Annotated in this window: 27 protein-coding genes; 4 read left to right on the top strand and 23 right to left on the bottom strand. The window is 60.6% G+C overall.

Annotation, left to right across the window (positions count from 1 at the left end; genetic code table 11):
* Window positions 1-11: 11 nt before the first annotated feature.
* The 5 genes from PPRO_RS10230 to PPRO_RS19525 all read right to left on the bottom strand — a co-directional run bounded on the left by PPRO_RS10230 (window position 12) and on the right by PPRO_RS19525 (window position 6,124).
* Window positions 12-665 carry a response regulator gene (locus PPRO_RS10230; protein ID WP_011735936.1) on the bottom strand — a complete coding sequence of 218 codons (654 nt, stop codon included), beginning with the start codon at window positions 663-665 and terminating at the stop codon, window positions 12-14.
* The gene (locus tag PPRO_RS10225) at window positions 634-2,850 is read right to left on the bottom strand and encodes a hybrid sensor histidine kinase/response regulator (protein WP_011735935.1); all 2,217 of its coding nucleotides are present in this window, start codon (window positions 2,848-2,850) and stop codon (window positions 634-636) included. The genes PPRO_RS10230 and PPRO_RS10225 overlap by 32 nt, the downstream gene beginning before the upstream one ends.
* A gap of 163 nt (window positions 2,851-3,013) precedes the next feature.
* Complete coding sequence (locus PPRO_RS10220; protein ID WP_011735934.1) at window positions 3,014-4,873, bottom strand: monovalent cation:proton antiporter-2 (CPA2) family protein; 1,860 nt, start codon at window positions 4,871-4,873, stop codon at window positions 3,014-3,016.
* On the bottom strand, window positions 4,866-5,477 hold the full coding sequence (locus tag PPRO_RS10215) for an NAD(P)H-dependent oxidoreductase (protein WP_041532727.1): 612 nt from the start codon (window positions 5,475-5,477) through the stop codon (window positions 4,866-4,868). Before PPRO_RS10215 ends, PPRO_RS10220 begins: the two co-directional genes overlap by 8 nt.
* A gap of 215 nt (window positions 5,478-5,692) precedes the next feature.
* Entirely contained in the window at window positions 5,693-6,124 is a 432-nt protein-coding gene (locus tag PPRO_RS19525; RefSeq protein ID WP_011735932.1) for a bacteriohemerythrin, read from the bottom strand.
* A gap of 127 nt (window positions 6,125-6,251) precedes the next feature.
* Here PPRO_RS19525 and PPRO_RS10205 point away from each other — a divergent pair, with 127 nt between their 5' ends.
* The gene (locus PPRO_RS10205; protein WP_011735931.1) at window positions 6,252-7,178 is read left to right on the top strand and encodes an ABC transporter ATP-binding protein; all 927 of its coding nucleotides are present in this window, start codon (window positions 6,252-6,254) and stop codon (window positions 7,176-7,178) included.
* The gene (locus PPRO_RS10200; protein ID WP_011735930.1) at window positions 7,178-7,933 is read left to right on the top strand and encodes an ABC transporter permease; all 756 of its coding nucleotides are present in this window, start codon (window positions 7,178-7,180) and stop codon (window positions 7,931-7,933) included. Before PPRO_RS10205 ends, PPRO_RS10200 begins: the two co-directional genes overlap by 1 nt.
* Window positions 7,934-7,982: 49 nt before the next feature.
* Here PPRO_RS10200 and PPRO_RS10195 read toward each other — a convergent pair whose 3' ends face one another.
* Together PPRO_RS10195 and PPRO_RS10190 are read right to left on the bottom strand one after the other, a co-directional pair.
* Complete coding sequence (locus PPRO_RS10195) at window positions 7,983-8,207, bottom strand: hypothetical protein (RefSeq protein WP_011735929.1); 225 nt, start codon at window positions 8,205-8,207, stop codon at window positions 7,983-7,985.
* Window positions 8,208-8,463: 256 nt separating this feature from the next.
* Entirely contained in the window at window positions 8,464-9,678 is a 1,215-nt protein-coding gene (locus tag PPRO_RS10190; protein WP_011735928.1) for an HD domain-containing protein, read from the bottom strand.
* 117 nt (window positions 9,679-9,795) lie between these two features.
* Here PPRO_RS10190 and PPRO_RS10185 point away from each other — a divergent pair, with 117 nt between their 5' ends.
* Window positions 9,796-10,011 (top strand): hypothetical protein, encoded by a 216-nt coding sequence (locus PPRO_RS10185; RefSeq protein WP_011735927.1) that lies wholly within the window; start codon window positions 9,796-9,798, stop codon window positions 10,009-10,011.
* A gap of 102 nt (window positions 10,012-10,113) precedes the next feature.
* On the opposite strand, the gene PPRO_RS10180 is transcribed toward PPRO_RS10185, so the two are convergent.
* From PPRO_RS10180 to PPRO_RS10125, 12 genes are all read right to left on the bottom strand, one after another.
* Window positions 10,114-10,986, bottom strand: a complete 873-nt coding sequence (locus PPRO_RS10180; protein ID WP_011735926.1) for an EamA family transporter — start codon at window positions 10,984-10,986, stop codon at window positions 10,114-10,116.
* Window positions 10,987-11,128: 142 nt separating this feature from the next.
* Window positions 11,129-12,247 carry an RIP metalloprotease RseP gene (gene rseP / locus PPRO_RS10175; protein WP_011735925.1) on the bottom strand — a complete coding sequence of 373 codons (1,119 nt, stop codon included), beginning with the start codon at window positions 12,245-12,247 and terminating at the stop codon, window positions 11,129-11,131.
* 1 nt (window position 12,248) lies between these two features.
* Window positions 12,249-13,409, bottom strand: a complete 1,161-nt coding sequence (locus PPRO_RS10170; protein ID WP_011735924.1) for a 1-deoxy-D-xylulose-5-phosphate reductoisomerase — start codon at window positions 13,407-13,409, stop codon at window positions 12,249-12,251.
* A gap of 4 nt (window positions 13,410-13,413) precedes the next feature.
* Window positions 13,414-14,172, bottom strand: coding sequence for a phosphatidate cytidylyltransferase (locus PPRO_RS10165; RefSeq protein WP_011735923.1), 759 nt, complete (start codon window positions 14,170-14,172; stop codon window positions 13,414-13,416).
* Between the two features lie 23 nt (window positions 14,173-14,195).
* Entirely contained in the window at window positions 14,196-14,951 is a 756-nt protein-coding gene (locus tag PPRO_RS10160) for an isoprenyl transferase (protein WP_011735922.1), read from the bottom strand.
* Entirely contained in the window at window positions 14,951-15,508 is a 558-nt protein-coding gene (frr, locus tag PPRO_RS10155) for a ribosome recycling factor (RefSeq protein WP_011735921.1), read from the bottom strand. The genes PPRO_RS10160 and frr overlap by 1 nt, the downstream gene beginning before the upstream one ends.
* A gap of 4 nt (window positions 15,509-15,512) precedes the next feature.
* Window positions 15,513-16,232 (bottom strand): UMP kinase, encoded by a 720-nt coding sequence (pyrH, locus tag PPRO_RS10150; RefSeq protein ID WP_011735920.1) that lies wholly within the window; start codon window positions 16,230-16,232, stop codon window positions 15,513-15,515.
* Between the two features lie 64 nt (window positions 16,233-16,296).
* Window positions 16,297-17,235, bottom strand: coding sequence for a translation elongation factor Ts (gene tsf, locus PPRO_RS10145; RefSeq protein ID WP_011735919.1), 939 nt, complete (start codon window positions 17,233-17,235; stop codon window positions 16,297-16,299).
* A 108-nt stretch (window positions 17,236-17,343) separates the two neighbouring features.
* Window positions 17,344-18,117: a 30S ribosomal protein S2 gene (gene rpsB, locus PPRO_RS10140; RefSeq protein WP_011735918.1), complete on the bottom strand. Its 774-nt coding sequence runs from the start codon at window positions 18,115-18,117 to the stop codon at window positions 17,344-17,346.
* Window positions 18,118-18,281: 164 nt separating this feature from the next.
* Window positions 18,282-19,100 (bottom strand): SIR2 family NAD-dependent protein deacylase, encoded by an 819-nt coding sequence (locus PPRO_RS10135; protein ID WP_011735917.1) that lies wholly within the window; start codon window positions 19,098-19,100, stop codon window positions 18,282-18,284.
* Between the two features lie 8 nt (window positions 19,101-19,108).
* On the bottom strand, window positions 19,109-20,350 hold the full coding sequence (locus tag PPRO_RS10130) for a DUF1015 domain-containing protein (protein WP_011735916.1): 1,242 nt from the start codon (window positions 20,348-20,350) through the stop codon (window positions 19,109-19,111).
* Window positions 20,351-20,362: 12 nt separating this feature from the next.
* Window positions 20,363-21,217: an NlpC/P60 family protein gene (locus tag PPRO_RS10125; RefSeq protein WP_011735915.1), complete on the bottom strand. Its 855-nt coding sequence runs from the start codon at window positions 21,215-21,217 to the stop codon at window positions 20,363-20,365.
* Window positions 21,218-21,452: 235 nt separating this feature from the next.
* Here PPRO_RS10125 and PPRO_RS10120 point away from each other — a divergent pair, with 235 nt between their 5' ends.
* The gene (locus PPRO_RS10120) at window positions 21,453-21,860 is read left to right on the top strand and encodes a hypothetical protein (protein ID WP_011735913.1); all 408 of its coding nucleotides are present in this window, start codon (window positions 21,453-21,455) and stop codon (window positions 21,858-21,860) included.
* Between the two features lie 84 nt (window positions 21,861-21,944).
* Here the strand turns inward: PPRO_RS10120 and prfB are convergent.
* The 4 genes from prfB to PPRO_RS10100 all read right to left on the bottom strand — a co-directional run bounded on the left by prfB (window position 21,945) and on the right by PPRO_RS10100 (window position 26,298).
* Window positions 21,945-23,064 (bottom strand): peptide chain release factor 2 gene (prfB, locus tag PPRO_RS10115; protein WP_157039981.1). Its coding sequence is split into 2 segments (ribosomal slippage): window positions 21,945-22,994 and window positions 22,996-23,064, totalling 1,119 coding nucleotides; the frame shifts between segments, so codons are not numbered across the junction.
* A gap of 88 nt (window positions 23,065-23,152) precedes the next feature.
* Window positions 23,153-24,703: an apolipoprotein N-acyltransferase gene (gene lnt, locus PPRO_RS10110; protein ID WP_011735911.1), complete on the bottom strand. Its 1,551-nt coding sequence runs from the start codon at window positions 24,701-24,703 to the stop codon at window positions 23,153-23,155.
* On the bottom strand, window positions 24,700-25,590 hold the full coding sequence (locus tag PPRO_RS10105; RefSeq protein WP_011735910.1) for a hemolysin family protein: 891 nt from the start codon (window positions 25,588-25,590) through the stop codon (window positions 24,700-24,702). The genes lnt and PPRO_RS10105 overlap by 4 nt, the downstream gene beginning before the upstream one ends.
* A 39-nt stretch (window positions 25,591-25,629) precedes the next feature.
* Complete coding sequence (locus PPRO_RS10100; RefSeq protein WP_269634989.1) at window positions 25,630-26,298, bottom strand: diacylglycerol kinase; 669 nt, start codon at window positions 26,296-26,298, stop codon at window positions 25,630-25,632.
* Window positions 26,299-26,310: the final 12 nt, after the last annotated feature.

Genomic DNA, 26,310 nt, shown 5'->3' with positions numbered 1-26,310 from the left:
CGGACAGGGTGTTACCACCTGTCTGTCTCATCCGTGGACGGGGATCGGGGAGGGTAGCGCTCCATCTGGACCTTCAGGTCATCCATGGCCTTTTCGGCGCATTCCGGGCAGTAGCCGTGGCTGAAGAGCACATCGGAATGCAGGCTGATATAGGTTTCCACATGTTTCCAGTACCCCTGGTCGTCGCGGATTTTCTTGCATCTCGAACAGATCGGCAGCAGGCCGGACAGTGCCCTTACGTTTTCAAGGGCCTCGCGCAATTCCGCATTGCTCCGGGCCAGCTGGTCCGTCTTGCGCTTCAGGGCGAGGTGGGTGTCGATTCTCCGTTTGACGACGGCGGTCTTGAACGGTTTGGTGATGTAATCCACCGCCCCGATCTCCAGGCCGCGCAGTTCATCGCTGTCCTCGGACAGGGCCGTCAGGAACAGTACCGGCACATCCCTGAGCTCTTCGCTGCTCTTCAGTCGGCGGCAGACTTCATAGCCATCCATCTCTGGCATCATGATATCGAGGAGTATCAGGTCGGGCTGCTGCGCCGCTGCGATCATGAGCGCTTCCCTGCCATTGGTGGCTCCGTAGAGGTCATACTCGTCCCTGAGAGTGCGGTAGAGCAACTGGAGGTTCTCCGGGGTGTCATCGACGATCAGGATTCTCTGTCTCTCCATGGAAGTTTCCCGTCTCACGTGTAATATCGAACTCGCGGTACAGCTCGTCCAGGCAGCCCAATGCCCCGTCAAAATTGAAGCGTTTGAGATGGTCCCGGAAGATCTTCAGCGCAGCGGTAGGCGGCGCTGTTTTCATAATATCGGAGAGCAAATCGATGGTCGCCAGATTGTGGCTGGACAGCAGGAGCTCCATCTTGCCCAGCAGCCTTGCCAGTAGTTGCCTGTCGACAACGGTCGAGGGAGTCTCCTTTGACGGAAGGATCGTTTCCTCCTCCTTGGTTGCATGCGGCAGGCACCTGCGCAGCTCCTGGAACAGCATGCCCAACTGGATCGGCTTGGAGATATGACCGTCGAAACCCTGGCCCATGATCTCGTCCTGCTCCTCCTGGAGGGCACGCCCGGTAAGCGCGATAACCGGCGTGTGCCTGCCGGTCCCCGCTTCCCTGCGCCGGATGGTCCGCGTAGCCTCCATGCCGTCCATGACCGGCATCTGTATATCCATCAGGATCGCGTCGAATGCTTCCTGCTCCCATTTTTGCACGGCCTCCGCGCCATCGCGAGCCGGAACCACGGTGTGACCGTGGCGCTGCAGCAGCCGTGTGACAGCCAGCAGATTCATCTCATAATCATCCACCAGCAGTATGTGCAACGCCGGACCATCCCAGCTGGCGCGCGCCCGTTGGCTGCTGCCGCCACTTCGGCGCTCCATGGCGGTTCCACTGACCGCGAAGGGGAGATGGACCGAGAAGGTGCTGCCGCTGCCCTCCCTGCTTTCCACTGTGATCTTGCCATCCATCAACTCCGCCAGGCGGCTGCAGATGGAGAGGCCGAGACCGGTTCCGCCGTACTGCCGCGTGGTGGAAGAGTCGGCCTGGGTAAACGGCTTGAAGATTCTCTCCATGGCATCGGTGGGGATGCCGATGCCGGTGTCCGTTACGTCGATTCTCAGCCGGACTCTTTCGTCGCGGCGCTCGCTGACAGCGACCGAGATGCCGATGCCTCCCCGGCAGGTGAACTTGATGGCATTGCCCAGAAGGTTGAGCAGGATCTGTTTCAGGCGCAGTTGGTCGCCGATCAGGGTGTCCGGCGCGGCGGCCGGGATGTCGGTGCGTATGGTGAGCCCTTTGTCGTGAATCTGGGAGAGGTGGGCTTTGACGATGTCGTCGATGCTGGCCCGCAGGCTGAAATCACTCCGTTCTAGTTCGATTTTGCCCGCTTCTATCTTGGAGAGATCGAGTATGTTGTTGATCAGGGAGAGCAGGCCATGGGAGGATGACCTGATCACATTCAGGTATTCCCGCTGCTCGTCGGTGAGTTCGGTGTACTCCATGAGCTGTGCCATGCCCATGATGCCGTTCATGGGACTGCGGATTTCATGGCTCATGTTGGCCAGAAATTCGCTCTTGGCGCGGCTGGCCGCCTCGGCCTGCTCCTTGGCCGTAGCCAGGGCCTGCTCAGCTCTTTTGCGGTCGCTGATATCGCGCAGGATGACCTGGAACGCGGTTCCCTCTTCCGTGTTGAGCGGGGCCGCGGAAACCTCCACATCAATAACGCTGCTGTCCAGGCGCAGGACCTTTTCCTCTATCAGCTGTGCGATCTGGCCCGCGCGTTGCTGTTCAATGCGCGCACGGATCACGTCGTGGCAGTCGGGGTGCATCAGGTCGAAGGGGCTCTTGCCCAGGAGCTGCTGGGCCGATGCGGCGCCGAAGAGGCGCACCGCCGCCGGGTTGACGAACACGATGCGGTTTTTGAGGTTGATGAAGACGGCGTCGGGGGAAAGCTCCACCAGGGAACGGTAGCGTTCTTCGCTGCGGCGCAGCGAATCATCCGCCCGCTGGCGGTCGGAGACATCGATGCTGATGCCGGTCATGGGCTGCCCATGCCCCTGGGGATTGGGGATGGTCGTACCCTGGGTGTTGATCCAACGCACCTTGCCATCCGGCAGCAGGGTGCGGTATTCCCGGTCGTATGTGGAGCACCGCTCCATACCGCCATCCTTCGGCGCCCTGAAAGGCGCTTCCGTGCAGGTTACTGTGGGCTGGAGCTCTGCCCGAGCCCTGCGCATCAGTTGCAGCGCCTCTTCCAGTTGTCGAATGGTCACGTCCGGGGTGTCGAGGCCTGACAGCGCCTCTTCCAGTTCGGTCAGCGCCGTGCGCATGTCGTGAAGTGTGTGGCAAGTATCCATGGTGACTCTCCGGCGGCGTCTCATGAGAACGAACGCTACAAGTGTACTACCGAGCCGCCACATTACAAATCGTCCCGAACATGCCTCATGTAACAGCCTGGAGTGTGGACTCTCAATGGGGGCACGGGGGTGTGTGGCCGAGGTGTCGGGAGGACGGGGAGACTCAGTCGGGCATTTCGCGGCTGGTGTTGTCCCAGGCATGGTCGTGCCGCAGGCGGTTGCGTTCGCGGTCGTTTGCCAGGAGTTGCTCCTGCAGCCGGATCTGTTCCCTGGTGTTGGAGATGTAGGAGGACTGATCATGGCGGTGGGGAGCCAGCCTGACCATTGCATCCTCATCGTACCTGATGAAGTCCTGGGCCGAGCGGGTGGCGCTGAAGCGCCGCTGCCCCAGGGCGGCCAACACATCCACCCCGGCCCGCACGGCAGTGTCGAGGAAGTCGCGGTAGATGTGGCGTACATCCAGGTCCAGCAACTCGTGGGCATCCAGATTGTTTCCGGCGCGGGCCATGATGGTCAGGTTGGGGAACTGTTTCTTCACGTTTTCGATCAGATCGAGGGTCATGGAGGGGTTGTCGATGGCTACAACCAGAATACGGGCCTGTTCGGCGCCCGCCGAGCGCAGGATGTCCAGGCGGCTGACATCCCCGTAGAAGACCTTGAAACCCATTCTGCGCAGCAGGTCCACCTGGTCGGAGTCGTTGTCCAGGATGGTGGCTTCCACGCCGTTGGCCCGCAGGAAACGCCCCAAGGTGCTGCCGAAGGAGTTGAAACCGGCGATGATGACCTGGTGGACACTTTCGATCTGGTCCGGCTGGCGCCGTTCCTGCTCCAGGGTCCCGAAACGGGGGAGCACCAAGCGCTCGTTGAGCAGCAGGAGGAGCGGGGTCAGGGTCATGCTGATGGCGGTGACGGCCATGAACAGGTCGGTCCTGGGGGAGTCCAGTATCCCCAGGCGGTTAATGAAGCTGAAAAGCACAAAGGCGAATTCGCCCACCTGGGAGAGCCCCAGGGCGAAGATGCTGTTCTGGTCAAAGGAGAAACGGAAGATCTTCCCCGCAGCCAGAAGCACGCAGGCCTTGATCAGCAAGACCGCCAGCACCATCAGGAACAGCCTGGCCGGGTCGTCCAGCAATAGCCCGAAGTTGATCGACGCCCCCACGGCGATGAAGAACAGCCCCAGGAGCAACCCCTTGAACGGTTCGATATCGCTTTCCAGTTCGTGGCGGAACTCGCTGTTGGCCAGGAGCACCCCGGCCAGAAAGGCGCCCAGGGCCGGGCTCAGCCCCACCTGTTTCATCAGGAAGGCGATGCCGACGATGATCAGCAGTGCCGCGGCGATGCACAGTTCCCGCACGCTGGTGCGGGTGATGATGCGCAGAAAGGGGACGATCACGTAGCGGCCGAGGATGATCACCCCTACCACCGCCACCAGGACCGAACTGGCCCTGATCCAGCCGGGCAGTCCCTGGAGGAGCGTGCTTTCCATGCCGTCGGCAGTGCTGCCCCCCATGGCCAGGAAGGGGAGCAGGGCGAGGATCGGGATGACGGCAATGTCCTGGAAGAGGAGCACGGCGAACGCTCCGGTTCCGGCCCTGGTCTGGGTCAACCCCTTTTCCTTCATCGTCTGCAGTACGATGGCCGTGGATGACATGGAGAGCGCCACGCCGGAGGCAAGGGCCGACTGCCAGCTGAAACCGAGCAGGGAGAGCGGCAGGGCCATGGCGAGGGTGGTCAGCACGATCTGGAGCGTTCCCAGCCCCAGGATGGTGCCGCGCATTCTCCAGAAATGGGCCGGCTCCAGTTCCAAACCGATCAGGAAGAGCATCATCACCACGCCGAACTCGGCGAAGTGCATGATATCTTCACCCTCATGTCCGATGAAGCCGAGGCAGAAGGGGCCGATCAGTACGCCGGCCAGCAGGTAGCCGAGCACCGAGCCCATGCCGATTCGTTTCGCCAGGGGCACGCAGAGAAGAGCGGCGGCCAGGTAGACGATGGCCTGTCCCAGAATGCCGTCAGTCATGGGGCGTGGGGGGGAGGGGAGCGCTCAAGTCGTAGAGCCGCTCCATGCCTGACAACTCACCCGGGGTAGGCGGTGCCTGGGAGAGGCGGATCAGCAAGTCGCGGTACTGGTCGACGAAGCGCGCCAGTTGCGGGTCGGTAAGCCGGTAGGTTCCCTGCACCAGAAAGGGGGGCAGGTAGTGCATGCCGCAGAGAAGGGCCGTCTGCTGAAAGGGGACGAGGAACTCTCCCATGGTATGGCGGTTGAAGCCGTCGGGGGCGTAGCTTTCGCGGCTGCCGCCGGTGGTGACGGTGGCGAAGATGGTTCGGTTTTCCAGCGCCCTGGTGCCGGCGCCGTGGGCCCAGCCGTGCTCCAGCACCAGATCGATCCACTGCTTGATCATGGACGGTGCGCTGTACATGTAGAAGGGAAACTGCCAGACGATGATCTGGTGTGCCAGCAGCAGTTGCTGCTCCCGGGCGCTGTTGATGTTGAAGCTTGGGTACTGTTCGTACAGGTCGTGGATGGTGACCTGCTCCAGGTCATGGAGCGGCTCCAGCAGGGCGCGGTTGGCTCTTGAGATCTCGTAGCGTGGATGGGCGAACAGTATCAGGATTTTCTTCATGAAGACAAGGTATAGGAAAAGGCGGGGCATCTGTCAAGGAATCTGCCGGCCAGGTCGATTGTGCCACGCCTGAGGGACCTGCGGCCATTGCCAGTCCGGCATTGATAAGAACGCTGTCATCGGTCCCCACACCGCTGATGTCGGAGGTGGGGGGCTCCACCGGGATATATCGTCCTGATCCGTTGCTCGGAGCGGGTACAAGATGATCCGGCGTGTCAGGCCGTTGCCGTGGGTCTCTTTGGTGCTGTGGGTTGTTCCAGGCAGTAGCGGGCGTACTCCCTGTCGTGCTGCAGGATATGTCTGGTTAGCCAGGTGTTCATGAACATGAGAGTGCTGGTCAGGATGCTGCTTCCCACCGCCTTGTACAGTTCCATCAGTTCGGCCACCTTGTTCACAAAAAGCTTGTGTTGCCTGTAATGCTCCTCTATTCCGGGGTAGGCGTCCTCACCCATGCGCATCTCTTCCGCCGAAAAATGGTAGGTGGCGTACTCCAGCAATTCATCCAGCAGCTTCTTGACTGCTGCATCGCCCATTCCCCGGTTGTAGCCGTCGAATGCCCGATTGATCAGCATGAACAGGTGCTGATGGTGGTCGTCCAGTTCCTTGATGCCGATGCTGTAGGTGCCGTCCCATTCCATGAGTGACATGATTTCGTCCCGTTTCCCTGGCAGATTGACGCAAAAGCATACCCAGCCGAGGAATGTGGCGTCAACCATTTTTTGCCGCGGCAGGGAAGGGGTGCCTTTTCCCGTCGTTGTGTGCTATAGGCTTTCCATGACCATCGCCCTTCGCACCCATGGACTGACCAAGAGCTACGGCAGGCTGACCGCCCTGGACAGCTTCGACCTGCAGGTGGAACAGGGAACCATCTTCGGCTTGCTGGGACCCAACGGCGCCGGCAAGACCACCCTGATCCGCATCCTGACCACCCTCATGGGTCAGAGCAGCGGCGAGGCATTTGTCCAGGGAATGGATACCCGCAGCCATGGCCGGGAAATCCGCGCCCTGATCGGCGTGGTTTCCCAGGAGAACAGCCTGGACCGCTACCTTACCGCGCGGGAAAACCTGGAGCTGCATGCCCGTCTGCACGGAATGCCGGCCAGCCGTTTCCGTCCCCGGATCGACGAACTGCTGGAGCTGATGGGGCTGACCGGGCGGCAGGGGGACTTTCCCGACACCTTTTCCGGCGGGATGCAGCGCAGACTGGTGGTGGCACGGGCACTGCTGAACGAGCCCCGCCTGCTCTTCCTGGACGAACCGACCACCGGCCTGGATCCCCAGTCCCGCCGCGCCGTGTGGGAGTATGTGCGCTCCCTGGCGGGGAGCATGACCATCTTCCTCACCACCCACTACCTGGAGGAGACCGAGCACCTCTGCGACCGCATCGCCATCATGGACCACGGCAGGATGATCGCCCAGGGGACCACCAGCGAGCTGAAGGAACGTCTCTCCGGCGGCACGGTCTACGAGATCGAATTCGAGGAGCAGGCGGAACGTCATGCCCAAATCCTGGGAAGCATGGCATGCGTGCTGGAGATGGTGGTGACGGGAAGGGTGGTTGATGTGCGGCTGGAGAGTTGGGAATGTCTCTCCGAGCTGGTCTCGGCCCTGCGCGGCGCGGCGGTGCGGCGCATCTCGCTTAAGGAGCGGACCCTGGAAGACGTGTTCATCAGCCTGACCGGTGCGGGGGTGCGCAATTGATGCCGCGGGGATATCTGGCAATCTGGCGGCGGGACATGCTGGTGCTCAGGCGCAGTATCTGGTCGGAACTGGTGGCGATTGTTGCCTACCCACTGACCATGTACCTGGCCTTTGGCATCGGCATGAAGGGGTACATCGGACTGGTGGAGGGGGTGCCCTACAGCCTGTTCATAGCGCCGGGGCTCATCACCATGACCGCTGTCAACGCCGCTTACAACGAAAGCGTCTGGAGCCTCTGGTTCCACCGGAGGGTGCAGTTCACGGTGGAGTCCTACCGGGTCACTCCCATCGGCGTCTGGGAAATCGTGGTGGCCAAGATCCTCTCCGGCTTCAGCCATGGCCTGATTAAGGGGCTGGCTGTGGCCCTGGTCATCTTCGCCATCACACCCTTCCGTTTCGATCCTGCCAACCTGCTGGCCTATCTGGCCTTCCTGCTCCCCGGTTCGGCGCTCTTTTCCTGCGCCGGGGTGATCAGCGGGACCGTCATGGACAAGCCGGAGACCATCGGCAAGGTGGAGGCGGTGCTGGTCATGCCGCTGATCTTCATGTCCGGCCTGTTCTTTCCGCTCTCCTCCTATCCCGAACGGCTGATTCCCTGGGTGCGGTTGTTTCCCACCACCGCCCTGTTCGAGGGCGCTCGTCATGCCCTGGTCGGCGGCGATTTCTCAACCGTTTTCGCGCTGCAGGTGCTTGCCGCGGCTCTGATCGCCTTTGTCGCGGCGGTGGTGATCTTCAGGAACAGGATGGCGGAGTAGGTGTGACTGAGGGGTGAGGGCTGTGCGAGGTTTCGAACGTATCGGCGGATCAGTTATCCCGTGCTTCCCACGCAAGCGGTATCGCGTCAAACAGCCTGTCAATGTCGCTGCTGCTTGCCGCGCGTCGAAACAGTTTGTCCTTGACCATGTCGTCCAGTTCATGGGCCTTGATCAGTGCTATATCCGCGTCGGTCAGGTTTCCCTGTTCGGCTATCGCCACAAGCGCGTCGACCAGAAGCTGGCGGCCTCTGAGATGCAGCCCATTCGAGTTCATGTGAACCTCCCGTCATCAGGTTGATGTATTTTTTATGATTAGTGTATAAATGCTTTAATGTCAACGCTATTTAAAAAAAGACATAATATTTGCTCCGGCACAACGGTGACTTCCTCTGCGTTGCTGCCCTATGGCGGCGGGAAGGGCTCTCCCGGACAGGGGTGTTGTGTCGGCGGAGTCGTTCTCTGCTGGCGCAGAAACTCCCCGTAACCGACGCTCAACGGGGAATGCGCTCGGGGTTCTCTCCGCTGGCGTCTCAGTTCGCCGAACAGCCCGTTGCCTGACGAAATCTCTCTATGCGAAGCTGCAGGATGAGATCGCTGCGAAGGTCGGCTGGCATCTTTTCCAGCTGTTGCTGATCCATGCCCAGTTCGATTGTTGACATGCGGACAACCTGTACCGCCCGCGACCATCCGGCCGGTTCTTCGGATCTTGCCCTGTCCGCCGCGGAAACCAGGGGCAGGATTCCGGTAATGCCCGATTTGACCGCCTGCTCGGCAGCTCTCAGCCGTGTCCCGTCCCGTAACTCTTCCCAGTTGTTGAATGTCATATGCAGCCGGCAGATAGCGGCCAAGGCGTTACGGTACCTGGCCGACAGGCGCAGGCGGGAGCAGAGCTGGCGGGCCAGTTCGACACCGGACCGGTCATGGCCATGGTGGCTGGGGTAGCGGGCAGGGTCGGTGGACAGCTTGCCGATGTCGTGGAACAGGGCGCAGAAGCGGGCCAAGGGATCGGTGGAGCGCTCTGCCACCCGTTGCATCACCTGGATGGAGTGGGTCAAAAGATCCCCCTCGGGATGGTAACGGAGGGGGCCGGCAGGAATACGGGCCATGCGGAAGAGTTCCGGCAGATATCCGGCGCCCACGCCGAATTTCAGCATGGCCAGGAAGAAACGTTCCGGTCGGGCGGCAGAGCAGGCCTTGAGCATCTCGCGGCTGAAACGCTCCATGGGGATGCGGGACAGCTCTTCCGACCACTGGTGCTGCCCGATCAAATACTGGCACTCGCCGGTCATGCTCCATCCGTCGGATTCGAAGCGGAATGCCCGGAAGATGCGCAGGGGGTCGTCCCTGAAGGTGTCTGGGGAGCAGGGGCGCAAAAAACGCCCCATGATGTCGCCGCGACCGTCAAACGGGTCGTGCAGGTTCCCCCGAAGATCCATGGCCAGGCTATTGATGGTGAAGTCGCGGCGCCGCAGGTCGGCGTCCAAAGCCTCCGGGCAGGTCAGCGGCGTCAGTTCGATGGTGCCGAATGCATCATCGTGCCTGAACCAGATCGGCGCGGTGCTCCTGCCGGCCACCAGCCGGAACCCGCACCTGCCGAGCTCATCCCCGCTGAGCGCCGCCACCAGGTCGATGTCACGGCACCCGCGGCCCAGCAGGTGGTCCCGTACACATCCTCCCACCAGAAAGACCCGGCCATGGCATGCCGGTGGGAACAACTCAGCCAGTTGCGATCGCACTTCGTTCATGGCAGATGCTCCCCCCGTGTGGGTATCAGTGCCAGTCCCTCACCCCGCGCCATGGTTGACAGGGAGGGTGCGCTCATGTAGAAAGCAGGACAGTTTAACGTAGATAGGGAGGTTAGCATGGAAATGAAAAAAAGCGTTGGGATCATACTGTTTCTCGTCGGGGCGGCGTTCTTCTACTCGGCGTTCACGGTCACCGCAACCGAGATGCTGGGTGAATGGATGGTAGACAATGTTCCGGACATGAAAGGGCAGTACACTCCCAAGGAACTGCTCCTCGCCTGGGGCGGGCTGCTGGCCGGGCTGGGCGGCATCATCGGGTTCAGGAAGAGCTGACAGGAAAGACGCCAGGGGTAAGGAGTAAAGCGTAAGGAGTTTTTCGAGCCTGTTTTTCTCCTCACTCCTGACTCATCACCCCCCACCCCTCACTTCCAACGCCTATCCCAGTCGTATCAGAATCGCACCGCAGAGGATCAGGGCGGCAGCCATGATCCTGATCTTGGCGCAGGATTCTCCCAGGAAGAAGATGCCGATCAACACCCCCACCATGATACTGACCTGTCGCACTGGAACCGCGTAGCTCACCGGCGCCAGGTTGAGTCCGTAGCGGAAGGTGAGAAATGATGCCATCACCACCGGTCCGCTGCAGAGGATCAGCCGCCAGTTTTCGCGCAGCTCCTCTCCGATCAGCAGGCGGTACCTGGAGCGGCACAGGTTGAGCGACATGAGCAGTAGCATCATCATGACCAGAACATAGGTAAAAAGGAGCGGGGGGCAGTACTTGACCCCGTTTTTTTCGGCGATGGAGCCGATGGAGTAGATGAAACCGGCCCCTAGCGAGGCCCTGACCGAGACGCTCTTCAGATCACGGAAGGGGCGCAGCATGTCCGACAGGGACAAGCGCCGCAATTGCACCGAGTAGGTGCCCAGGATAACCAGCAGGATACCACATAAACCGGTCAGGGTAAGCCGCTCGCCCAAAAGGGTCATACCCCAGATCGGCACGTAGATGATGGAGGTCTGGGAGAGGGGGTAGACCACCGACAGGTCGCCGTCCCGGTAGGCGCGGCCGTTCAGCAGGTGGTAGAGCACGAAACAGACCGCTCCTATGGATGCCATCAGCAGGGTGTGCCGGCTTGGCCAGGTGAATTGCTCCGGTACGAAGGGGAGGGTCAGGGTGAAGAGCGTACCGGAGGCCACGAACATCCACCAGATGAAGACGGTCTTGTGGCGGCAACGCTTCACCAGCAGGTTCCAGAGGGCGTGCATCACCGCCGAGGCGACGATCAGGCTGAAGGCGAGAGTTGACATGGGGACACACGCTCAGGGCGCCGGTGGCGCCCCGGGTAGCGGAGGGGAAAGAGGCACAACAGAGCGTACAACCAAACGCCGCGTCCCGTGGCGGCTTTAGGCCTGCTGCGACGCGGCGCTTTCGATTGTCGGTGCGTAGTGCTTACCCCTGGCCGACGAAATAACGGACGATGTCGTTGTAGAAGGCCAAGAGCATCAGGCCGAGCAGGAGCGCCATGCCGATCTGCTGGGCGTATTCCCGAACCTGCTGCCTGACCGGCCTGCGGAAGACCAGTTCCCAGATGTAGAAGATCAGGTGGCCGCCGTCCAGGACCGGAACCGGCAGCAGGTTGAGAATGCCCAGGTTGATGGAGAGCAGGGCCATGAAAGCCAGGAAGCTGGCGCCGCCGGCCGAGGCCTGCTCGCCGGCCATCTTGGCGATCATGATCGGCCCTCCCACCGTATCCAGCGGCACGATGCGCTGGGCAAGCTTGATCAGCGAGGTGATGGTCAGGTCGATGACCACAAAGGTCTGCTTGGTTCCCTTGACCACCGCCTGAAGCGGGTCGTAGTACTCGGTGACGATCTCGCCCGCCGACGCCACGCCGATGGCATAGCCGTTGACATTCTCGCCGAAGACGTTCTTGGCCACCCGTGGCGCCGGGGTGATGGTGAAGCTCAGCTCCTTGTCCTTGCGCTTCACCGACAGGTTGATCGGTTTGCCCTTGCTCTCCGCGATGCTGGAGGCGAACTCCTCCCAGCGGTAAACCGCCTGCCCATCTACGGCGGTGATCAGGTCGTCCTTCATGATGCCGGCCCTGGCCGCCGGCTTGTCCTTGAGCACCTCGCCGATCCTGGTGGTGATGGTGGGAACCCCCAGCGTGCAGAGCAGCATGAACGCCAGCCAGGCGAAGAGCAGGTTGAAGATCGGGCCGGCCAAGACGATGGCGATGCGTGCCAGGGGCGGTTTATGGGCAAAGGAACGCCGCTTCTCCTCGTCGGTATATTCCCGTTGCGCGGGCGACTCTTCCGGGTCCTGCTGGTGGTGGGTCTCCCCCCCCTCGATGAAGCCCCCTTCGCCGAACATCTTGACGTAGCCGCCCAGGGGGAACGCCGAGAGCAGATACTCTGTCTCGCCGATCTGTCTGCCGAACAGCTTGGGGCCGAAGCCAAGAGAAAACTTCTCCACCTTGACGTTGAACAGCTTGGCGAAGATGAAATGTCCCAACTCGTGGACGAAAATTAGGACACCGAGTGCGATTATGGCATAGATGACCGTCATGTCAGTTCGAGAGCCTCCTGCAGATGTCACGGGCCGTGTCGCGGCCCCACTGATCGGCCTGAAGCACCTCTGCTATGGACTTCAGATCGTGAGGAATGTGGCTGTCCATGGTCTCCTCGATCACCCGGGCGATCTGCAGGAAAGCGATGCGCCCCTCCAGGAAGGCATCCACGGCGATCTCGTTGGCCGCGTTCATGACCGCCGGCATGCTCTCTCCGTCGGCCATGGCGCGGTAGGCCAGCCCCAGGCAGCGGAATTTCTCCAGGTCCGGTTTGAAGAAGGTGAGTCCCGTGAGGGTGGTCAGGTCCAGCGGCTTGATGCCGGTGGCGACCCGCTCGGGGTAGGAGAGGGCGTAGGCGATGGGCGCTTTCATGTCCGGCATGCCCAGCTGGGCGATGACGCAGCCGTCGATGTACTCCACCATGGAGTGGATGATGCTTTGGGGATGGATGTTGATATGGATTTTCTCCATCGGCGCGTCGAAGAGCCAGCGGGCCTCGATGACCTCCAGGCCCTTGTTCATCATGGTTGCCGAGTCGATGGTGATCTTTCTCCCCATGCTCCAGTTGGGATGGTTGAGGGCATCGCCCACCGTGACGCCGGCCAGCTGCTCCAGGGATGTGTTTAAAAACGGTCCGCCCGAGGCGGTGAGGATGATCTTGCTGATGTCATCGCTGCGATGCCCCTCCAGGGACTGGAAGATGGCGCTGTGCTCGCTGTCCACCGGGTAGAGCTTGACGCCGTGGCTGCTGACCATCTCCATGAACAGGTGCCCGGCGGTGACCAGGGTCTCCTTGTTGGCCAGGGCGATATCCTTGCCGGCGCGGATGGCGGCTGCCGTGGGAACCAGTCCGGCCGCGCCAACAATGGCCGCCACCACCATGTCCGTTTCATCGGCTGTTGCGGCCTCGATCAGCCCTTCCACCCCTCCGACGATCTTCACCTCCAGGCCGTCGCAGAGCTGGGCCAGGCGGGGAACATCCTCCTTGGCTGCGACGGCGGCGATGCGGGGAGAGAACTGTCTGATCTGGCGGGCCAAAAGTTCCAGGTTTTTTCCGGCGGTCAGGGCGCTGACCCGGAACCGGTCCGGGTGGGCGGCAACGATCTCCAGGGTGCTGACGCCGATGGAACCGGTGGAACCAAGTATTGAAAGCTGTTTCATAAGACTATCCCTTGAAAAAGTAGGTTGCGTAGTAGTAGGTGGCAGGCGCGGCGAAGATGATGCTGTCCAGGCGGTCCAGGATTCCGCCGTGGCCGGGGAAGATGGTCCCGGAATCCTTGACGCCGAAACTTCGCTTGAGCAGTGATTCGAACAGGTCACCGGTCTGGCCCAGGATGCCGATGAACACCGCGGTCAGCAAGGCGTCAGTCAGGGAGAGTTGCGGGAAAAAGGTGAAGCGTGCCAGCAGGGTGCCCAGGATGCTCCCCACTACACCACCGATCGCCCCCTCGATGCTCTTGTTGGGGCTCACCAGCTTGTAGAGACGGTGCCTTCCCAAAGCTCTGCCGCTGTAGTAGGCCAGGGAGTCGTTGCTCATGACGATCAGCATCACCACCACCAGCCACTGCACCCCGTAGGTCGTCTGGCGCAGCATGACCAGATGCATCAGCAGGAGCGGGATGTAGGCGAAGGCCAGGGCGGCGTAGGACACGTCCCGGGCCGCATCGGCGATGTTCTGGATGCGGAAGAGGAACAGCAGGAAGAAGAGCAGAAGCGCTGCCACGAGGCTGGGCAGGGCCGCTCCTCCGTCTCCGACCAGCGGGACAAAGACCATCAGGCCACCGCAGAGGGCAGCCAGGCGCGATTCCATCAGGCGTTCGGGCAGTGCCATGCGGTAGAACTCCAGCATGGCGATGGCGGCTACGATGCCGATCAGTCCGGTAAAGAGCAGCGGCCCTCCGTGGGTAATGGTCAGGATGACCACCGGCAGGAGAATGAAGGCGGTAATCAGGCGTTTGATGGCTTGTTCCTCGGGGAGATCTGGTCGCTGGTCTTGCCGAAGCGGCGTTCACGGGACTGAAAATCGATCAGGGCCTTGTTGAACTCGTTGATGGTGAAGTCGGGCCAGTTCGTTTCGGTAAAGTAGAGCTCGGTATAGGCCAGTTGCCAGAGCAGGAAATTGCTGATGCGCATCTCGCCGCTGGTGCGGATCAGAAAATCCGGGTCCGGCAGGCCGCCCGTATCCAGATAGGTGCCGAAGTTTTCCACCGAAATGTCATCGGGGGTTATTTTCCCGTCACGGACGTCGCATGCGAGGCGGCGGGCAGCCATGCTCAGTTCCTGGCGCCCGCCGTAGGAGAGCGCCAGGGTGAGCGTCATGCCGGTATTGACCGAGGTCTGCTTGATGGCCTCATCCAGTGTCTCGTTGACATCGACGGGAAGGTCGCTGCGGTTGCCGATGACATTGTAGCGGATGTTCTTGCGCATCATGCGCGCCGTCTCCTTGCGGATGTACTTCTTCAGCAGGGACATGAGGGCGCGCACCTCGATTGCCGGCCGGGACCAGTTCTCGGAGGAGAAGGCGAACAGGGTCAGGTATTGTATGCCCAGGCGCCAGGCATGTTCCACAACCATGTTGACCGTCTCGGCGCCCCGCTGGTGGCCGACGATGCGTTTGAGCATGCGCTGCTGGGCCCAGCGTCCGTTGCCATCCATGATGATTGCCAGATGGACGGGGAGCCGTTCAGGGTCGAGCTCGCGCATCAAACCTCCATGACCTCTTTTTCCTTGTTGGTCATTGCCTCGTCGATTTTGATCTCGAAGCTCTTGGTGTTGTCCTGAACCTCTTTTTCATACTTCTTCAGCTCGTCCTCGGTGATGCTCTTATCCTTTTCCAGCTTTTTCAGGCGGTCGATGGCGTCGCGGCGGATATTGCGCAGGGCGACCCTGTTGTCCTCGGCCATCTTCTTCAAATCCTTGACGATCTCCCGGCGCCGCTCTTCGGTCAGGGGGGGGAGACTGAGGCGGATGCTCTTGCCGTCGTTGGAGGGGGTAAGGCCGATGTTGGCGTTGAAGATGGCCTTTTCAATGACTGAAATCTGTTTGGCCTCCCAGGGGGTGATGGTAATCATGCGCGGCTCGGGAATGGCCAGGGTGGCTATCTGGCTGATGGGGGTGGGGTTGCCGTAGTAGTCCATCTTGACGCTGTCCAGGATGGCGGTGGAGGCGCGGCCGGTGCGGACCTTCTGGAATTCGGCCTTGAGAACCGCGACGGTCTTTTCCATATGGGTTTTCATGTCGCTGAGTACGGTTTTGGGCATGGGGTCATTCTCCTTGTACGATGGTGCCGATCTCTTCGCCGTTGATAACCTTGATGATGTTGCCCTCGGTTGTCAGATCGAAGACGATGATCGGCAGGTTGTTGTCCATGCAGAGCGATGTGGCGGTGGCGTCCATCACCTGCAGTCCCCGTTTGAGGACATCGATGTAGGCAAGCCGGGGCAGTTTGGTGGCGGTGGCGTCTTTTTTCGGATCGGCCGTATAGACGCCGTCCACCTTGGTCCCCTTGAGGATGGCCTGGGCGCTGATCTCCATGGCCCGCAGGCTGGCGGCGGTATCGGTGGTGAAGTAGGGGTTGCCGGTGCCGGCGCCGAAGATGACCACGCGCCCCTTCTCCAGGTGGCGGATGGCCCGGCGGCGGATGTACGGTTCGGCGACCTGCTGCATGACGATGGCCGACTGGACGCGGGTGGCGACGCCAATTTTCTCCAGGGCATCCTGCATGGCCAGGGAGTTGATCATGGTGGCCAGCATGCCCATGTTGTCGGCGCCGGCGCGGTCCATTCCCTGGGAGGATGCCGCCAGGCCGCGGAAGATGTTGCCGCCGCCGATGACCAGGGCAAGCTGCACCCCCTGCTGAACCACTTCCTTGATTTCCCTGGCGATGGTGGTGATTGTTTTTGGGTCGATACCATATCCCTGGCTGCCGGCAAGGGACTCGCCCGACAGCTTCAGCAATACCCTGGTGAATTTCGGCCTGCTCATGCTCTCTCCCGTTCCGTGTGTACTGAATAAAAAAAAGCCGGCCATTTCCGGCCGGCTGTGGCTGCTATTTGAGGCCGGCCGCTGCCGCCACCTCGGCGGCAAAATCCGATTCCTTCTTCTCCAGACCCTCGCCAAGCACGAAGCGCTCGAATCGACTGATGCCGATGGTTCCGCCCGCCGCGGCTGAGGCTTCCTTGAGTACCTGGGGAATGGTCTTGTCGGTATCCTTTACGTAGACCTGCTCGTTGAGGCAGATGTCACCGTAGAACTTATTGATCTGGCCGACAATGATCTTTTCGATGATGTTATCCGGTTTGCCGGTCTCCCGTGCCTTGGCGCGGTAGATGTCCTTCTCGCGCTCCAGGACGTCGGCAGGTACCTGCTCGCGGGTGACGTAACGGGGCGCGGCTGCCGCCGAGTGCATGGCGACATCCTTCACCAGGGTGGTGATGGTCTCCTGGTTGGCGGAGGTGACAGCCGGGCTCTCCACCTGCACCATGACGCCAATCTTGCCGCCGGCGTGGATGTAGGCACCGATGCAGCCATCGCCCTGGACATCGAAGCGGGAGAAGCGGCGGATCTGGATGTTCTCGCCAATGACCGAAATGGATTCGTTCAGGTAGCTCTGTACGGTCTTGGAGGGATCACCGCTGTAGGGCTGCGCCAGCATGGCGTCGCGGTCGGCGGGGGAGGTGGACAGGATGTGCTGGCCGATATTGTTCACAAAAGCCTTGAAGAGATCGTTTTTGGCGACAAAATCGGTTTCGCTGTTGATTTCCAGCAGCACGCCGCTCTTCAGGTCGTCGGACACGAAGGCTGCCACCATTCCCTCGGTGGCGGCGCGGCTGGATTTCTTGGCTGCCGCGGCCAGTCCCTTGGTACGCAGGTAGTCGACGGATTTCTCGAAATCGCCGTCGTTCTGTTCCAGGGCTTTCTTGCAGTCGAGCATACCGGCTCCGGTAGCTTTTCTCAGTTCATTGATTTGGGCAGCTGTAATTGCCATGGGTGGGGAGCTCCTTCCGAAATGTGCTGTATCTGATTCCTGTGACGACGCCGTGGAAGGCGCGGCGAGAGACGGTCCGCTGGACCGTTCCCGACCGCGCCCGGATTCCTAGGCCTGGGCCACTTCTTCCTCAACCACCTGTTCGCCGGCGGTCTCCGCATCGGCGGCACCCTCTTTTTCAGCCTGCAGGGCGGCGTTGCGGGCCTGGGCTCCTTCGATGACCGCGTCGGCCATCTTGGAGGATAGCAGGCGGATGGCACGGATGGCATCATCGTTGCCCGGAATGACGTAGTCGATGGGGTCGGGGTCACAGTTGGTGTCAACGATTGCTACGACCGGGATGCCCAGCTTCTTGGCTTCCTGGATGGCGATCTCCTCGTTCTTGGGGTCGATCACGAACATCAGGCCGGGAAGCCTGTTCATGCCTTTGATGCCGCCCAGGATCTTCTGCAGCTTCACGCGCTCCTTCTCGAACTGGAGAGCCTCCTTCTTGGGGTATGCCTCGATGGTGCCATCCTCGAACATGGCGTCGATGCGCTTCAGGCGATCGATGCTCTGCTTGACGGTGGTGAAGTTGGTCAGCATCCCCCCCAGCCAGCGCTGGTTGACGTAGTGCATGCCGCAGCGCTGGGCCTCTTCGCACACGGAGTCCTGGGCCTGCTTTTTGGTACCCACGAACAGGACGGTATCTCCGTTGAGAACTGATTCCTTGACGAAATTGTAGGCGGATTTGAAGTAGCGGACGGTTTTCTGCAGGTCGATGATGTAGATGCCGTTACGAGCCCCGAAGATGTACGGTTTCATCTTGGGATTCCAGCGCTTGGTCTGATGGCCGAAGTGGACGCCGGCCTCCAGCAGTTCTTTCATGCTGATGCTTGACATGGGTGTTCTCCTTTGGTTTGTCTTCCGCCCCGTTGAATCCCTGCACGTCACAAGGGACACCGCCGGTCTGTTGCGGGGCGTGCGAATTTGTTAAGCATAGTTTTGTAGCATAACCGTTCGACCGATGGCAAGGAAAAATGAGAAAACACGCACCTTGCAATGGTTCAGTCGCCGACGACGCGGTCGATGTGTCGCAGCCCCTCCAGGGCGTTGCAGGGGAGGGAAAGGTGGGGATGCCTGATATCTGCTTCGCGCGGGTTGATGCGGATCACCCTGACACTGTCAAGGCGTTGCCCCAGTCGCTCCGATGTGGCCCGGATGGTGGGAATGGTCGTTCCTGCGCCCAGTTCGATCACCACCCAGCGTTTCCCCTGCATCATGTCCAGGAATCCCTGGAAGCGGGCCTGCTGGCAGTCCGTGCGCCCGGAAAGCCAGGACCAGTCGCCGAACATGAGGATGTTGGGGCGGCTGACGCTGCCACAGCGGGGGCATCGGGGGATGGAGCGGGAACGCATGGCCTGCGTGTCGATGTCGAATGTCTCGTCATTGGGCCAGATGGAATCGCAGCACGGTTCCAGGCACTGCAGGTGGTGGATGGAACCGTGTACCTCCAGGATATTCGCTTCGTCGAAGCCGGCCTTCTGGAACTGGCCGTCCACGTTGGAGGTGACAATGAAGTGGCCGGCCCCGGTGCGTCGGATCCAGTGTTGCAGGATGTGAAATCCCTCGTGGGGGATGGTGGAGCGGTAGAGATTGCAGCGATGGCCGTAAAAGCCCCACCCGAAGGAGGGGTCGCGCTGGAAGTGCAGCGGATTGGCTGCCTCGGCGAAGGAGAGGCCACGTTTGGCGTAAGGGGGGTAGGCCTGCCAGAATCCGCTGGTGCCGCGAAAATCCGGCAGGCCGGAATCTACTCCCATGCCCGCGCCGGCGGTAATGATGAAGGCCTGTGCCTGGCGTATGGCGTCGGCCGCGGCCTGGAACATGTCCTGTCTCACTCCAGCAGGTGGACGAACAGCCCGCTGCGCAGCTTTGGTTCAAACCAGGTTGACTTGGGGGGCATGATCTGGTCCTGGTCGGCCAGTTCCATAAGCTCACCCACGGAGGTGGGGAAAAGTGAGAATGCCACCCGGTAGTCGCCGCTGTCCACCAGGCGGACCAGTTCCTCGTTGCCACGTATCCCGCCCACGAAATGGATACGGGTGTCGGTGCGGGGGTTGTGGATGCCCAGCAGCGGATTCAGCAGCCGGTCCTGGAGGATGGAGACGTCCAGATGGGCGACGCTGTCCGATTCGTCCACAGTCCCCGGCTGGAGCCGGAGTCGGTACCAGCGGCTGTCCAGGTACATGCCGAAGCAATGACGCGCCTCGGGCAGGACCGGATCGGGAGATTCGCTTACCTCGAAGATCCGGGCAACACGCTCCATGAACTCGGCGCTGCTCTGACCGTTCAGGTCCTTCACCACCCTGTTGTAGGGCATGATGTTCAGCTGATTCTCGGGAAATATGACGGTCAGGAAGAAGTTGTATTCTTCGTTTCCGGTGTGGTTATGATTTGCCCCGCGCCGCAGGTCGCGGACCCGTTCGGCCGCCGCGCTGCGGTGGTGACCGTCGGCAACGTACAGATTGGGAAGAATGGCGAACAGGGCGGTCAGACGCTCCACCAGGCTTTGGTCGTTGATGACCCAGAGGGTGTGGGCCACGTTGTCGTCGGTGACGAAATCGTACTCCGCCGGCCCGCTAACCACGTTGGCGATGATCTCCTCTATCTCGCTGCAGGAGCGGGAGATGTAGAAGACCGGTTCGTCGTTGGCGTTCAAGGTGTCGATGTGTCTGACCCGGTCGTCCTCTTTGTCCGGACGGGTATGCTCGTGCTTCTTGATCACACCGGCGTGGTAGTCATCCACCCCGGCGCAGGCGACCAAGCCTGTCTGGGTTATCTCACCCATGCGCTGGCGGTAGACGTAGAAAAACTCCCCGCTGTCGCTGACCAGTGTGCCCTGATGGATAAACCGGTCCAGATTCAGTTTTCCCTGCAGGTGGACCTGGTCGTCATGGGGATCTATTTCCGGAGCCAGATCGATTTCAGGACGGGAAACGTGTAAAAAACTGTAGGTATTCCCCGATGCCATGGCGCGCGCCTCCTCAACGTTCATGACGTCGTAGGGCAGGGCGGCAACCTGTTCGGCAAGATTCTTTGGAGGGCGAAGAGCCCGGAATGGTCTGATGATGGCCATGTGTTCCCCGTTTTATTGAAAATATCTGCGTGCGCCGACGAAGCGCTTGTCGAAATAGGTGTCATCGATTGAGGTTATGCGAATCTCCTCGCCCCTGCGGGGGGCGTGGACGAATTTGCCCTTACCCACATAGATGCCCACATGATTGATTTTGTCCTCGTCCGAGCCGAAGAAGACCAGGTCGCCATCCAGTAGTGTCCCCCGGCTGACGGACTCACCGGCCTTGAACTGATCCCGCGACGTGCGCGGGATGCTCACGCCGCACAGGTTGTAGACGGCCCTGACGAATCCGCTGCAATCCATTCCTTCGACTACGTTGTCCCCGCCCCAGCGGTAGGGTATGCCCACGAAACGTTCGGCGGTGCGGGCCGCGATAAAGCCCATGTCGCGCTCCGAGCGGCTTGATCTATTATTCTGTTTTGAGCCATCGACGCTCCGCATTGCTGTGCTGTCGTCGCGCTTCTTGTCCCGTGCCGCATGGATCTCGGCAGCGGGTTGCTTCTGCCATCCCGGTCCCTTGGCGGCCGAGAAGACGGCCTGATGGGGGGGGGCGATGTAGTAGCCGTCGATCAGTTTGTCCGCCACCAGGCGGTCGGCCGCGGTGCGGGCCTTGGCCTTGGTGGCGAAGTCACCGAAACGGACGGCGTAGATGCCGTTGTCCTTGCGGAAATAGAAGGCCTCGATCCCCTTGGCCTGGAGCGTGGCCGTGAATCGCTCTGCGTTTTTTACGTCGGAGAATGCGCCCATCTGGATGGCGTAGCCCAGGCTTCGCACTCCGGAAAGCGCCGCGGCGGCGGCAAGCATGGGGGAATACAGGACGATGACGCAGCAGAGCGCCAGTATGGCTGGTCGAATAAAACGATACATTCTCTCAAAGGGTGATCATTCGTGGAGTGGACATTGGCGTGTCGGGTTAGTATCCATATTATGGCCCGACGAGTAAAGAACTTTTTGGGTTCGGAGAGGGGGAATGCCGGCCTGGAATGGCCCTTCCACGGCGCCGGTTCGAAACAGGGTGAAAATGGATTGCATAAAATAGGTTAATCCAGTATGGTTCGTTGTAATACAGTATGGTATCAGTTTCCTCGCCAGGAGAGGGATCATGACTGCTTCCAGTGTTTCTTCCACAGGCATGTTTGTTTACACGCTCGGTTCGAAAATCGCATCGGCACCATCCTTCGGGACGTCGCATTCACCGCTTTGGCCTGTTGACAGCCTGTCGGTGGTCGGCAAGTCACGGACAAAAACCGACGATACGGTTCGCCTGCTGCAGGGAAGGCGGGTCGAGGATTCCGCATCCACCCGTCAGACTGTTACAACGACTCCATTCAGCCTGAGGGAGATTCCCCGGAATACGGACGGCGTCGTTTTCGTCTATGATTTCAAGGGCGATCTGAGCATCAAGTTCATGGACAGCTTCAGCAACCTGGTTTACCAGACTCCCCCCGAAATCTTCTCGCGTCTGTCCGATATGATGAACAACACAATGGCGCTGGACACGACAGTTTGAAACAGGACGGCCCCACACGATGATGGTTTCCATCAGGCCGTATGACCAAGAGTCATACGGCCTGATCTTTTTCAGCGACAGGCCTTACTCCGCATCTCCGGCCTGTCGCCTGACTCCCATCAGATACGCTACCACGAACTCCTCCAGGGCGCCGTCCAGCACCGCATCCGGGTTGCCCGACTCCACTCCGGTGCGCAGGTCCTTGACCATCTTGTAGGGGTGCAGCACATAGGAGCGGATTTGGCTTCCCCAACCGATCTCCTTTTTCTCGCTGGCGATCTCCGATGCCCTGGCCGTCCGCTCCTGCACCTCTTTCTCGTACAGTTTCGCCCGCAGCACCTTCATGGCTGTTGCGCGGTTAAGGATCTGGCTCCGTTCACTCTGGCAGGCCACGACGATGTTCGTGGGAAGGTGGGTGATGCGAACGGCCGAGTCGGTGGTGTTCACATGCTGCCCACCGGCGCCGCCCGAGCGAAAGGTGTCCACCCGCAGGTCGGAATCGGCGATCTTGATGTCGATGTCCTCCTCCTCTATCTCCGGGAATGCGTAGACCGAGGCAAAGGAGGTGTGGCGGCGGGCGTTGCTGTCAAAGGGGGAGATGCGCACCAGGCGGTGAATGCCCGCCTCGGCCTTGAGGTAGCCGTAGGCATACTCGCCGCTGACGCTGAAGGTGGCCGACTTGATGCCGGCCTCGTCTCCGGACTGGTAGTCGGTGATGCTGGTCTTCCACCCCTTCTTTTCGCAGTAACGCAGGTACATGCGCAGCAGCATTTCGGCCCAATCCTGGGATTCGGTGCCGCCGGCTCCCGGGTTGATGGAGATGAAGCAGGAGTTGCGGTCATGTTCGCCGGAGAGCATACGTTGGAACTCCGCCGCCTCCACACCCTGCTGCAGGCGGTTGTTCATCTCCCCTACTTCTTTCAGTGTTTCCTCGTCAGCCTCCTCCTCGCCCAGTTCGATCATCACCCGCACATCCTCCTGCTGACGGACGAGGGAGTCCCACAGCTGCACGATCTTTTCCAGGCTGGTTCGCTCCTTGAGGATTCCCTGGGATGAGTCCGCGTTGTCCCAGAAACCGGGGGCGGCGATCTTGGATTCGATCTCCTGGATCGATTCCCGTTTGCCATCTACGTCAAAGAGACCCCCGGAGCTTGGCGATACGCTCCTCAAAGTTGTTCAAACGGGCTACTTCTTCACGAAACATGGTGTGCTCCTTCTCTGGTGGTGTGCTGAGCCAGCGGCGGCGGGCGGACACTGATGTGCTCCCCGCCCGTTTGGCCTCAGCTGGTGAATTATGTGCGCCGTCTCCATGAGATCAGCAGGATGCCGGCCGTCAGGATGGTACAGAGCCATGCAGCCGCGTCTCCGATTCGCACAAGGATCGAATCACCCTTTCCCGGGGTGATTTCTCCACTACTGAAAGCCTCGCGGAACAGCGGAGTCATGGTGCGGATATGGCCGTTGCGGTCGATGATGGCGGTTATGCCGGTATTTGCCGCCCTGATCAGGGGGGTGCGGGTCTCCACCGCCCTGAAGGCGGCGATGGAGAGGTGCTGATAGGGAGCTGAAGAGTTTCCGAACCAGGCGTCATTGGTAATGTTCACCAGGATGCGCGCCCCGTTGCGCACGTACTCCCGGGCAAGTTCGGGAAAGATTGCCTCGTAGCAGACCAAAAGCCCCGCCCGCGTAGAGCCGACAGGCAGCGGAGTGGCATGTTCTCCGGCCGAGAAATCGCCGATGCCGACCACGATCTTGTTAATGAAGGGAAAGATGCCCCCCAGGGGCACGTACTCTCCGAATGGCACCAGGTGCAGCTTGTCACCCCTGGCGATAGTCTCTCCCCTGGGCGAGACGACAAAGGCGCTGTTCAGGAAGGTTATGCGGTCGTTGCGTGTTTCGTGGGCCGGGCTGCCCAGCAGCAGATGACTTCCCAGTTCCCGCGCCAGTTCCCTGATGCGCTCGGCCTCCTGGGGATGGTCCTGGAAGAAAAAGGGAACCGCGCTTTCCGGCCAGACCACCAGATCGAGAGATTCCCGTGCAGCTTCCCTGGTCAGTCGTTCGTAGGCCGCGAGCGTACTGTCCCGGAAAGCCGGACTCCATTTTACGTCTTGGGGGATATTACCCTGGATCAGGGCAACCTTGATCGTCCGGTCTGTCTGTTCCTCGGCCACGTTCAGTCGCTCAAAGCCGTAATATAGCGCGGCGATCAGGGTGATGAACAGCACCAAAGCGCTTTTCACCGGATAGGGAGCTGCCTTCCCCCAGACTGCCCGCAGCACGCGGTAGAATACCACGTTGGCCAGAACTATCAGCAGGGTGATGCCGTAGACTCCGGTGATGTCGGCGATCTGGATCAGCGGCAGGGTGCGGTACTGGGAGTGTCCCAGCATGGCCCAGGGAAAACCGGTCAGCAGAAAGGAGCGGACAAAGTCGCCGGCCACCCAGGCGACCGGCAGGGTAAAGGCGCTCTTGAATCCTCCCAGCTCACCATGGCGGGCCACCAGGGTGGCGAAACCGTAGAACAGTGCCAGCCAGGCCGCCAGCATGAGGTAGAGCGGGATGCTGGTCACCCAGGGGAGGTGCCCGTAGCGGGTGATGACGATGTTGATCCAGTACAGGATGATTACATAGGCGCTGAACCCGCAGGTGAAGCCGACGCGGAAGGCGGTGCCCAGCGACGCGCCCTCAAGCGCTATCAGCAGGGGAATCAGAGCCAGCCAGGCCAGAAACGAGAAACCGGTGCTGGGAAAGGAGAGGGCGATCAGAACGCCGGAGGCGATGGCGAGACGGCCGGGGCGATCGAAGATCGCGGCCGCGTGTGTGTACAGGGATCCCGCGTTCACTCGTTGTCCGTTTCCATGTTGTTCTTGCGGGTTATGCAGACCCGCTTGATCTTGCGTTCATCGGAGTCAAGGACGGCGATGACAAGCTGTTCATTTTCGACGGTATCGCCGGGTGCGGAGATCTTTCCGGTCAGGTGGAAGATCAGGCCGCCAACCGTATCGAACTTGTCATGTTCGATCTCCATGTCAAAGAGTTGCTCCAGTTCCTCGATGGGCAGACGGGCATCGGCGGTGAGCGATCCGTCGTCATTAGTCGTGAAGAGCGCCTCTTCCCGGTCGTGCTCGTCCTGGATGTCGCCTACGATCTGCTCCAGCAGGTCCTCGATGGTGATCAGGCCCGATGTGCCGCCGTATTCGTCGATGACGATGGCCAGGTGAACGTGCTTATTCTTGAACTCCTGGAGCAGTTGCTCCAGATTCTTGGTTTCGGGGATAAAGTAGGGGGGCCGCATGATGGAGCGGACCCTGATCAGATCCTCGGACAGTCCCCAGTATTTGAGCATGTCCTTGGCATAGAGTAGTCCGATGACGTTGTCGACGCTGTTTTCAAAGACCGGTATGCGCGAATGGCCGCAGGCCAGGATGGTCTCCAGAATTTCCCGGACGGTCGCATCCACGGAAATGCAGGCCATGTCGATGCGCGGTACCATGACCTCGCGCACCACGGTTGAGCGGAGCGAGAATATGGAGCGAATCATCTCGCTCTCCTCCTCGTTGACCACACCCTCGTCCTCGCTTGCCTTGATGAGGTCCTGGATCTCATAGGCGGTCATTTTCTTCCGTCCGTGGACGAAGCGTTCGAACAGCTTGAAAATTCCGGATGTTATGGTGCTCCCCTCTTCCAACGTGTCTTTCCTCCCGATGATGTGAAAAATATTACCTTGCATTTGTGGTAGTCCGTGGACGAAGCCGTGCCCTATCACAGTCTATGCGAACTGTTTGAAAAGAAGCAGCACAATGGCCGTTATGCCGGCACCGACCAGGGAGCCGATTGTGATTTCGCGCATGGTGTGGATCCGCATCAGCAGGCGTGAATGGCTGACCATTGCCGCCAGGGTGACGCAGAGCAGCGAGATGAGCGGGTCCTGGGTGTTGAGCGACACAGCGGTTGCAATGGAAAAGGCAACGGCCGCATGGCCGCTGGGTATGCCACCTTCCAGTGCGGTCCCCTTGTGGGTCAGGCTTTTGATCATGATGACGACGATGATGACGATCAGCACTGATACCATCGTCCCCATATCGGCGGATGAACCGTACATGGCTAGGGCCTTTGCGTAGAGGGGAAACACGTGTCGCGACAGAATCATGTAGCCGATAATGGCGGCGCCCATGCAAGCCACCAGGACCGCCCCTGCCGCGGTATCCTTGGCGATTTTGGCAAGCGGGTGGTATTCCGGTGATATCAGGTCCACCACTGCTTCCACGGCGGTGTTGAGCAGTTCGGCGGAAAGCACGAACAAGACCGACAGTGACAGCAGGGCAAATTCCACCGGCGTCACCCGCAGAAACAGGGCGGCCAGCAGCACTAGCAGCGCAAAGGCAAAGTGGTTGCGCATGTGCTTTTCAGCCCGCACGGCATGCAGGATGCCTGCGATGGCGCAGTTGGC

Origin of the sequence: Pelobacter propionicus DSM 2379, from assembly GCF_000015045.1 — a bacterium.
Taxonomy (GTDB): Bacteria; Desulfobacterota; Desulfuromonadia; order Geobacterales; family Pseudopelobacteraceae; genus Pseudopelobacter; species Pseudopelobacter propionicus.
The sequence above is the reverse complement of the archived record's forward strand: the minus strand, read 5'-3'. Positions and strand labels throughout refer to the sequence as shown.